9 protein-coding genes are annotated in these 9580 nt (G+C 67.9%); 5 read left to right on the top strand and 4 right to left on the bottom strand.

Annotation, left to right across the window (positions count from 1 at the left end; genetic code table 11):
- Positions 1-114: 114 nt before the first annotated feature.
- The 3 genes from IRZ30_RS12825 to IRZ30_RS12815 are packed head-to-tail and all read right to left on the bottom strand — an operon-like array spanning position 115 to position 1896.
- Positions 115-447, bottom strand: coding sequence for a hypothetical protein (locus IRZ30_RS12825; protein ID WP_294085699.1), 333 nt, complete (start codon positions 445-447; stop codon positions 115-117).
- A gap of 12 nt (positions 448-459) precedes the next feature.
- On the bottom strand, positions 460-1260 hold the full coding sequence (locus tag IRZ30_RS12820) for an RHS repeat-associated core domain-containing protein (RefSeq protein WP_294085697.1): 801 nt from the start codon (positions 1258-1260) through the stop codon (positions 460-462).
- Between the two features lie 45 nt (positions 1261-1305).
- Positions 1306-1896 carry a hypothetical protein gene (locus tag IRZ30_RS12815; RefSeq protein ID WP_294085695.1) on the bottom strand — a complete coding sequence of 197 codons (591 nt, stop codon included), beginning with the start codon at positions 1894-1896 and terminating at the stop codon, positions 1306-1308.
- A 429-nt stretch (positions 1897-2325) separates the two neighbouring features.
- Between IRZ30_RS12815 and gatC the strand changes: the two genes are divergently transcribed.
- The 5 genes from gatC to IRZ30_RS12790 all read left to right on the top strand — a co-directional run bounded on the left by gatC (position 2326) and on the right by IRZ30_RS12790 (position 7589).
- Positions 2326-2619: an Asp-tRNA(Asn)/Glu-tRNA(Gln) amidotransferase subunit GatC gene (gatC, locus tag IRZ30_RS12810; protein ID WP_294085693.1), complete on the top strand. Its 294-nt coding sequence runs from the start codon at positions 2326-2328 to the stop codon at positions 2617-2619.
- Between the two features lie 38 nt (positions 2620-2657).
- Positions 2658-4151 (top strand): Asp-tRNA(Asn)/Glu-tRNA(Gln) amidotransferase subunit GatA, encoded by a 1494-nt coding sequence (gene gatA / locus IRZ30_RS12805; protein ID WP_294085691.1) that lies wholly within the window; start codon positions 2658-2660, stop codon positions 4149-4151.
- 13 nt (positions 4152-4164) lie between these two features.
- Positions 4165-4578 carry a septum formation initiator family protein gene (locus IRZ30_RS12800; protein WP_294085689.1) on the top strand — a complete coding sequence of 138 codons (414 nt, stop codon included), beginning with the start codon at positions 4165-4167 and terminating at the stop codon, positions 4576-4578.
- A 341-nt stretch (positions 4579-4919) separates the two neighbouring features.
- On the top strand, positions 4920-6518 hold the full coding sequence (locus tag IRZ30_RS12795; protein ID WP_294085687.1) for an amidohydrolase: 1599 nt from the start codon (positions 4920-4922) through the stop codon (positions 6516-6518).
- Between the two features lie 129 nt (positions 6519-6647).
- Complete coding sequence (locus IRZ30_RS12790) at positions 6648-7589, top strand: LLM class flavin-dependent oxidoreductase (protein WP_294085685.1); 942 nt, start codon at positions 6648-6650, stop codon at positions 7587-7589.
- Between the two features lie 608 nt (positions 7590-8197).
- On the opposite strand, the gene IRZ30_RS12785 is transcribed toward IRZ30_RS12790, so the two are convergent.
- Complete coding sequence (locus IRZ30_RS12785; protein WP_294085684.1) at positions 8198-9331, bottom strand: DUF3500 domain-containing protein; 1134 nt, start codon at positions 9329-9331, stop codon at positions 8198-8200.
- Between the last annotated feature and the right edge of the window lie 249 nt (positions 9332-9580).

Below are 9580 nucleotides of genomic sequence, written 5' to 3'. Positions count from 1 at the left end.
GCCTTCATGCAGACGGAGGAGCCGCAGTACACCGTGTGCGACCGACCAGCCCGCCAACCTTGCCACGTGCCGGGACAGGGGTAGGTGTCTATCCCCGTGTCGGCCTGTTCTCCGCTACTCGTTGCCGTCCGTGTCGTCGTACCAGGTGAAGCCCGCCCCGGGCCCGAATTCATCGAAGCCAGCCTCGTCCTCCGTCACCTCTTCGACTGTCACGGTCCAGGGTTGATCCGGTCCATTTGCAATAAAGTCCGATCGGTCCTTCAACTCCTCCAGCACCATCGCCTTTGCCACCTCGGCCGCTTCCACCGTGGTCGCCGCTTCGACCCACCGCGTGGTAAAGAATCCGCAACGACTGACGACACGCCGTCGTCGGAGCCAACGACGCTCTTCGGTCACCAGATAGAAACCGTCACCTGCGAGGAGGACCCTGAACTTGATCGTGGACACGTCTACGCCCTTTCATGCCACTACCAGATCTCCAGGCTGATAGCTTGGCATCTGATATTCTAAGAGGTCGATCAGGAATTCCAGGTCCGACAGCGGATTGATCAAGTCGATGACCCCTCCCAACACGGGGATACCGGTTTTCCGTCCCACCATCGCGCCGAGTCCCGCACCCGGAAGAGCGAAGCCATATGTATCTCGGTAGAAGGTATGACCCGTATACCCGGGCGTTTGATAGTGAGGGAGATAACCCTCTCGGTGGGGCTTATGGTGGATAGACTTGCGTTGAGGGTCAACGCCCCGTTCTATTTGCTTGGCTATCCGTTTGCCGCCCGGACCCAGCACCGAGATGTCGGCCTCGTGGCGGCGGGCCATCTGCGCCTCACGCATGCTCAGAGGCCTCACTTTCTCCAGTCGCTCTCCTACCTTCCTGACAAGCCAAATTGCCACGTCGGTCTTTCCATGGCCGCTTGGATCCGCAAAGTTCGTCGGGCTATTGCCGACGTAGGCGTAGAGGTTTAGGTCGCCCCCGGCGAAGCCGAGGGAATCCTCGCTGAGGAAGCGCTGCAGGGTCGGGCTGTAGTAGCGCGCACGGTAGTAGTAGAGGCCCGTCTCGTCGTGCTCTCGGCCGGTGTACTGGATGGCGTTCGTGCTCGCGGCCCCGGTGACGGTCGTAGCGCCGAAGGGGTCGTAGGTGTACTCGGTCTGGAGCGTACCGCTCGCGTCCGCCAGTGCCAGCGTCGAGCCCAGGGCATCGCTCAGGAAGTTCCGGCTCCCGCCGGAGTCGGAGCGGGCGATGATCTCAACCGCTCCCACTCCAAACCCGGTGAACCTCGCATTCCCATCTTAGGAGAGAGCGTTTCAGTGGATCAGCCCGGCCTCAGCGAGGAGCCTGCGTCCCTTCTCCGGACCGTAGACATGCTGAACGAGGTCTACGAACCAGTCGATATTGCGTCTCCGGCGCCGGTGCTCATCCGCATAATAGTCGATGCACTCGCGGATCTGCTCCTCCAGATTGAAGTGCGCTTCCAGGACCTGCATGAACGCAGGCGGACCACCGAGCACGGCAGGCGAGGTCAGCACCCCCCATGTCCCGTTCACGGAGTACAACGCCTGCCCCATAATCGGGACCCAGTCCCAGTCCTGAGTGAGGGTATGGTATGGATAGGGGTCAAGCTCGACCTCCCAATGCTGAAAGTCATCCCACTTATCCCCTTCGCCTCGATGCGTTTCGGTGACCGAGACATACGCCAGCGTCTCCCCCAGGCGCTGCGCTGCGGTGGCGACGGGCTCGTACTTATCGGGCTTGAGGTAGTAGAGCACCGGATAGATGATGGCGCGGCCCTGGACCCACGGCTGGAAGGGGGCGGTGAAGGGATCCCCCGACCGGAACACGCGGTGGAAGGCTTCCCTGGCTGCCTGCAGATCTGCCTCGCTGGTTAGCCTGCGCACGACGGTTCCCCCTTTCGACGGATTGGAAGCGCGGGCCGTTTCACCCACGACATCGCTCGGGTCGGATTCTTGGTCGGGGGCTGTCGACACGGGGGCGTGGAGGTGGAGGTCGCCACTCAACGCATGTCGCATCCGATTTCCCACGGATGCAACGCCCACACCAAGAACACAATACGAGGCAAGGGTAGGATGCGAAAGTGAACCTTCTTCGTCAAGATGAACGAAGTGGTCGGCTTGGGCAGGCGATGGTTGCCTGGTCGGGCACGAGTTGGGGTGTCGTCGCTCTGGTGTGGCCGGGCGGGAGGTCGCGCGTTTCGAGCGCGTCCGTACGCTGTGGCGTGGTGAGGGCACCCGGCGTGTGCTACACTCGCCAGCGTGCCTGGCCGGCACCGACGTGGCGAGTCTCCAATGCGAAGGGGCGATGGAGCAATGACGCTGAGCCGCGAAGAGGTCGAGCATGTAGCGATGCTGGCGCGCCTCGGCCTGGAGCCGGAGGAGCGCGAGCGGATGCGCGTCCAACTCTCCTCGATCATGGAGCACATCAACCGGCTGCGCGAGCTTGACACGGAGGCGATCCCGCCGACGGCCCAGGTGATCGCGCTGCAGAACGTGATGCGGGATGATGAGGTCCAGCCGTCCCTGCCGCTCGCTGATGTCCTGCGCAACGCGCCGCAGCACGAGGACGGCATGTTCAAAGTCAACGCGGTGCTGGACGAGTCCTAAGCCGGCGGATCGCGGGCGGACCGGGGAGCGAGGCAACGGTGACGGCCGAACTGACGAATCTGAGTGCCATTGAGGCGCGGCGGCGGCTAGATCGCCGCGAAGTGAGCGCGGTCGAGTTGACCGAGGCGCACCTGGAGCGGATCGAGCGCCTGGAGCCGCACCTCCACGCCTTCATCACCGTTATGGCGGATGTGGCCCGCGCCCAGGCGCGGGAGGCGGACCGGCGCATCGCCGCCGGGGAGGCGACCGCGCTGACCGGGATCCCGGTCGCGCTCAAGGACATCCTCTGCACGGTGGACGCGCCGACCACAGCCGCCTCCAAGATCCTGCGCAACTACGTGAGCCCCTATGACGCGACGGTCGTCCGGCGGCTGCGGGATCAGGGTGCGGTCTTCGTCGGCAAGACCAACACCGACGAGTTCGCCATGGGGTCGTCGACCGAGAACTCGGCGTTCTTCGTCACCCGCAACCCGTGGGATCTCAACCGGGTCCCGGGCGGCAGCAGCGGGGGCTCGGCGGCGGCGGTCGCGGCGGGTGAGGCGATCCTGGCGCTGGGCTCGGACACCGGCGGCTCGATCCGGCAGCCGGCCGGTTTCTGTGGGGTGGTCGGGGTCAAGCCGACCTACGGTCGCGTCTCGCGCTACGGCCTGCTCGCCTTCGCCAGCAGTCTGGACCAGATCGGGCCGTTCGCGCGCAGCGTGGCGGACGCCGCGGTGCTGCTGGAGGCGATCAGCGGGCGCGATCCGCACGACTCGACGTCGGTGGATCTGCCGGTCCCGTCCTATCTTGACGCGCTGGGGCAGGACATCCGCGGGATGCGCATCGGCATCGCGCGCGAGTACCAGGTCGAAGGAGTCGACCCGGAAGTCGAGCGGGTGGTGCAGGCCGCCATTGCCGAGCTGGAGCGCCTCGGTGCCGAGCTGGTCGAGGTCAGCCTGCCGCATACGAGCTATGCGCTGGCGACGTACTACATCATCGCCCCGGCTGAGGCCAGCGCCAACCTGGCGCGCTACGACGGCGTCAAGTACGGCTTGAGCATCCAGGAGGACACCCTGCTCGAAGACTATCTCCAGACGCGCGGGCAGGGATTCGGGCCGGAGGTCAAGCGCCGGATCATGCTCGGGACCTACGCCCTCAGCTCCGGCTACTATGACGCCTACTACGTGAAGGCTCAGAAGGTCCGCACGCTGATCAAGCGCGACTTCGACGAAGCGTTCGAGAAGGTGGACGTGATCGCCACGCCGACCTCGCCGACGGTCGCGTTCGGGATCGGTGAGCGGGTGGACGACCCGATCCAGATGTACCTGGCCGATATCTTCACCATTCCGGCGAACATGGCGGGGATCCCGGGGGTGGCGGTGCCGTGCGGCTTCGCCCACGGGTTGCCGGTCAGTTTGCAGTTGCTCGGCCGGGCGTTCGACGAGGCGACGGTGCTGCGAGTGGCGCATGCCTACGAGCAGGCGGCGGGGTGGTCCGATCGCCGGCCGCCGCTCGACGTGGCCCGCGCCGATGCATCGGCCGACACGAAGTGAGGAGCCGGCGGGCGTGGGCGACCGGTTGACCGCCTTCCGGGCCTACGCCGAGCGCGTCCGCGGGCGCGTGGTCGCGCTGATCGTGCTGGCCATCGGGCTCTACTTCGTCGTGGCCTTCGGTGAGCAGGCGTGGCGGGCTCGGGCGTTGCAGGCGGAGATCGCCGGCCGCCGGGAAGCCTTGGCGGCGATGCAGGCGCGGCACGACGAGCTTGCCTGGCAGTTGGTGCGCTACCGCTCCGACTACGAGAGCTACGTCGAACGCATCGCCCGGCGTGACCTCAACCTCTCCCGCCCCGGCGAGACGGTGATCCTGCTCCGGTTGCGACCCGCGCCGGAGCCAACCCCGACTCCGACGCCCGAGCCGGGCGAGCGGGCCACGAGCGAGCCCGCCTGGCGCGCCTGGATGGACCTCTTCGGGTTGCCCTGACGCCGCCACGGACCACGACTACCTCCTGACATGACCAACACCCGCCCGGCGTGGCCCTGATCGCACCCTCGCCGGGCGGTCTTGCATTCCAGTGCGGGTAAGCGCTCGGTCGGATCATCCTGATCGGCTCATGACCACCTGAGCGACCGGTGTCATCCTGAGCGAAGCGAAGGATCTCCTCACGAGCGCATCTCTCGACGCCTCCCCTTCCGACGCTGCGCGCCGGACGGTTCGATTCCCGCGCCTCATCGTGTTCCGCACCGCCGTCATTGACACACCTCTCGGGATGCGTCATACGTAGCTGCACGTTCGGGGTTAGGCATAAGGCACGGAGAAGGTTGATGGCGGGAGCGCAGTTGATCACCAATGGGACGATCCTGACGATGGACCCGGCACAGCCGGAGGTGGAGGCGGTCGGGGTCATCGGGGATCGCATTGTGGCGGTGGGGCAGCGGCGTCTGGTCGAAGATGCCCTGCCGCGTGGCTATCGCACGCTGGACCTGGCCGGTCGCGTGTGTCTGCCCGGTTTCAACGAGGCGCACAACCACATGATCGGCTTCGGCACCGCGCTGGGGCACGTTCCGGCCGGCTACCCGGAGGTCCGCTCGATCGCCGACATCGTGCGCAACGTCACCGAGCGGGCCCGCCAGGTGCCGCCGGGGACCTGGATCCTGGGGCGGGGCTACGACGACAACAAGCTGGCGGAGCGCCGCCACCCCACCCGCCACGACCTCGACGCCGCCGCCCCCGAGCACCCGGTCATGGTGGTCAACGGCTCCGGGCACATGGCGGTCGCCAACTCGCTGGCGCTGCGCCTGGCCGGCGTCACGCGCGACACGCCGGATCCGGAGGGCGGGCATATCGTGCGGGACGAGCACGGGGAGCCGACCGGCCTCTTGCAGGAGACGGCGCAGGAGCTGGTGCGCGCCGTCATCCCCCCGCCGACGGTCGAGGACCACGTCGCGGCCCTGCGCCGCTGCAACGATGCCTATGTCGCGGCGGGGATCACCTCCAGCCAGGATGCCGGCTCCTCGTTGCCCGAGCACCTGGAAGCCTACCAGCGGGCGGTGCGGGAAGGGACGCTCAAGCTGCGCACCTCAATGATGATCCGTGAACACCTGCTGCCGCACCTGCTCGGGCTGGGGATCAAGCAAGGGTTCGGCGATGATCGGCTGCGGGTCGGGCCGGTCAAGCTCTTCATCGACGGCAGCCTGATCGGGCGCACCGCGGCGGTGACCCGGCCCTTCCTGGAGGACCCGCGGGAGGACAACCTGGGGCTGACGATGATGTCGCAGGAGGCGCTCGACGACTACGTGTGGCAGGCGCACCAGGCGGGGTTCCAGGTGGCGGTGCATGCCATCGGCGACCGCGGGATCGAGATGGTGCTGACGGCCTACGAGCGGGCGCTGGCGCGGCTGCCGCGGGCCGACCACCGGCACCGGATCGAGCACTGCGGCATCCTGCGGCCCGACCTGATTGAGCGGATCGCGCGGCTGGGGGTGCTGGTGGTGACGCAGCCGATCTTCATCACCGAGTACGGCGACGGCTTCATCCGGCACCTGGGGCTGGAGCGGATTCAGCTCACCTACCCGTTCCGCAGCCTGCTGGAGGCGGGGATCCGGGTGGTCTTCTCCTCCGACTGCCCGGTGTCGTCGTACGTGCCGCTCAAGAGCGTGCAGGCGGCGGTGACGGAGCGGACGGGCTCGGGCCGCTCGTATGCGTTGGAAGAGGCGATCACGGTGGAGGAGGCGCTGCCGCTCTACACGGTGGCGGGGGCGTATGCCACCTTCGAGGAGGGGCGCAAGGGGCGCATTCAGCCGGGGATGCTGGCCGACTTTGCCGTGCTGGAGCAGGACCCGCGGGCGGTCGAGCCCGAGGCGATCGGCGAGGTGCGCGTCTCCCAGACCATCATCGGCGGCGAGACGGTGTATGAGGCGTGAGACGTGATGCGTGATGCGTCATACGTCCCCCTCACCCCCGGTCCCCTCTCCCACCAGGGGAGAGGGGGGGTCCCGCGGGTGACGGATGACGAATGACGCATGACGTATGACTCACCGGAGGTGACTGTGATGGATCTGCCGCGCGTGGGATTGGATCTAACGGAAAAGACGCGGGTGCCGGAGGCGGTGGAGGCGATCGTCCGGGCGGAATCCCGCGGCGTGCCGATGGTGTGGTCCACGATCCGGCGCGGGGCGCCCGACGCGATGACCTTCTTCGCCGCGGGGGCGGTCCGCACCAGCCGCATCGGGTTGGGCACCGCGGTCGTGCCGACCTATCCCCGGCATCCGTCGGTGCTCGCATCGCAGGCGCTGGCGGTGGAGCAACTGGCACCCGGGCGCTTCCGTCTCGGCATCGGCCCGAGCCACCGGCCGGTGATCGAGAACAGCCTGGGTATCCCGATGGAGCGGCCGCTGGCGCACCTGCGGGAGTACCTGACCGTCCTGCGCGCGCTGCTCTGGGACGGCGCTGCGGATTTCGAGGGCCGCTACTTCTCGGTGCACCTCGAGACCGGCCAGACGGCTCAGGTGCCGATCTACATCTCCGCCCTGCGCGCGAACGCGTTCCGTCTGGCGGGTGAGCTCGCCGACGGCGCGATCTCCTGGATGTGCCCGGCCGACTACCTTCGGGAAACGGCGGCACCCGCGATGGCGGAGGCCGCGCAGGCCGCGGGGCGGGCCAGACCCCGACTGGTCGCGCATGTCCCGGTGGCGATGACCTCCGACCGGGACCAGATGCTGGAGGTCGCTCGCCCGCGGGTCAGTGGGTACGCACGGCTGCCGTTCTACGCGGCCATGTTCGCCGACGCCGGATTCCCGGTAGAGGGCGGGGTCGTGAGCGATGACCTACTGGACCACCTGGTCGTCTGGGGCGACGAGGCCCGGGTGCAGGAGCGGCTCGCCGGGCTGCTCGGCGACGGCATCGACGAGCTGCTGGTCATGGCCATCCCGGTGTCCGACCTCGCCCAGGAAGAGGAACGCCTCTCCCGCGTGCTCGTCGCCCTGGCGGGGTGATGGGGTCCGGCGAACGAATCAGGCGTATGCCGTCCGCGGATGCACCGGGGATTTGGGGCGTGATGCGTAGTGCGTATTGCGTGTCCCGTCATCCCCTACTCCGCCTGCTGATGACGGGTCGGTGCGTGGCGCTCCGTGCCCGGGGGTAAACCCCCGGGCTCACAACGAAAAGCCCGCTGAAGCGGGCTGGGGACGCGGGGTATGGCGGGCTGCCGGATCGGATCCGCCTGGATGTCGCCATCACAGCCCCTTCAGTGGGCTTATCCTTATTCAGCCCGGCGGCTTTAGCCCCGGGCACACGCCTGACGGTGGCTATCGTTTCGACGGGGACTGAGCCGTGCTGCGTCCCAGCCGGCTTCAGCCGGCTTTCTTGGTTAGCCCGGCGGCTCTAGCCCCGGGCACGTGGCACGGCGTAGGATCCGTCATGTCTCCCATCTCGAGGCACGTGCCACGGTGAGAGACCCTCAACCACCCACTCCGCTTCCCACTCTGCAGCCGAAGAGCGCTGGTGTCCTCGCCTGGCCCAATCCGCGAGCGCGGCCATCACCCCCGGCCACTCTCCCAACGTTGAGAGAGGGGTGTTGAGGTGCGCGGGGAGGGATGCAGGGTCAGTGGGCGTCGGCGTAGTGGCGGGCGAGGAGTTGGGCGCCGAAGTCGTCTTCGGGGTCGCGCCAGACGGAGTGGATGTGGTTGGCGTCGTTCTGCGTGTTGTCGTACTCCACGACGAAGCGCGGGCCCTGCAGCCGGTAGTAGTGCGGCCGGCGCGGTTCGAGGTCTCCGGCCCAGGCGAAGTGGATGCGCTCCAGCCCGAGGCGCCGGAGTTCGGCCAGCTCGAACATGGCGACATCCTCCGGGAGGCGGCCGATGTACTCGTGGATGAGGAGGCCGAGGATCTCGCGCTGGGCGGCGGTCATGCGGCCGGCGGCCAGTCCCCGCGGGGTGCTGCTGTAGCGCAGGGCGTCGAGATGGCGCGGGGTCAACCCCATCTCCCGCCACTCCTGCTCGGCGGCGGCCTGGAGTGCAGGGGTCAGTGGTGCGCCGGAGAGGGCCGGCGTCGGCAGGGGCAGCGCGCCGTCCACGACGCTGGGCCGGTTGCCGAGCACGATGTCGGGCGGGGCGATGGGTGAGATCACCGCCTCGTGGCGTTGTTCTTCGGTGAGTAAGTGGATCAGTTCCCGCGCCAGGTCCTCCACCGCGGCCAGCGGGCGCAAGGAGGCCGTGCCGCCCAGGGGCGCCTCGGCCGGGTTGGCGCCGAAGAAGGTCGGCGTCGGGGAGACCAGCCGGCCGTCGACGATAGTGTAGTTCAGCGAGAGGTGGTGTCCCTCGAAGCGCCAACCCCAGGCACCGCGGTCGGTGGGCTCTCCGAAGATGCTGACGTAGTAGAGCAGCGGGTCCCGGCCGCGGCCGGGTCGTTGCCAGCTCTCCAGGTGGTCGAGCGTCGTCTCCAGGCCGATGATGGTGGAGGCGGTGACGTAGCCCGCGCGGCTCAGGCCGGTCGCCAGGAGCTGATGGGCAAGCCGCTGTTGGTTGCGCTCCATCTCCGCGAGCGGGAGGCCATTCCTGGGGTTCGGCGTGTAGAACCACCGGGTTCGTTCCTCATCGTGGGTGAAGGGGAAGGACGCTTTCGCGCGTTGCTCCGGGGTGAGGCTCGCCAGGAAGTTGGCTGCGGCCTCTCCCATGCGCTGGGCTGTCGCTGCCGGGCTGCCCACGTCCCTCGGCATCGCGTCGTGCCAGCACGCCATCGCATTGTCCTTTCCCGTGTATTCGTCGGGATACCGCTCCACGGCCATTGTAACCGGTGGGCCGGCGCTCACAATGGTTGGTGGGGAGTGGAGGATCGCCGGTCAAAGCCGCGACGTGTGAGCGCGTCTCGGCCGGCATCACTCCATCGCCCACTCCGGGCCGGCGACGAGGCGGACATCGGCGGAGGTGTCGCCGAGCGCGGCGAGGAGGTCGCGCACGGTGCGGCTGAGGCGGGGGTGGGAGATGTC

This window comes from Sphaerobacter sp., from assembly GCF_019683595.1.
Taxonomy (GTDB): domain Bacteria; phylum Chloroflexota; class Chloroflexia; order Thermomicrobiales; family Thermomicrobiaceae; genus Sphaerobacter.
The sequence above is the reverse complement of the archived record's forward strand: the minus strand, read 5'-3'. Positions and strand labels throughout refer to the sequence as shown.

Coding starts and splice junctions, on each gene's coding strand:
- gatC (WP_294085693.1), top strand. CDS start 2,326: ATGACGCTGAGCCGCGAAGAGGTCGAGCATGTAGCGATGCTGGCGCGC.
- IRZ30_RS12790 (WP_294085685.1), top strand. CDS start 6,648: ATGGATCTGCCGCGCGTGGGATTGGATCTAACGGAAAAGACGCGGGTG.
- IRZ30_RS12785 (WP_294085684.1), bottom strand. CDS start 9,331: ATGGCGTGCTGGCACGACGCGATGCCGAGGGACGTGGGCAGCCCGGCA.
- IRZ30_RS12795 (WP_294085687.1), top strand. CDS start 4,920: ATGGCGGGAGCGCAGTTGATCACCAATGGGACGATCCTGACGATGGAC.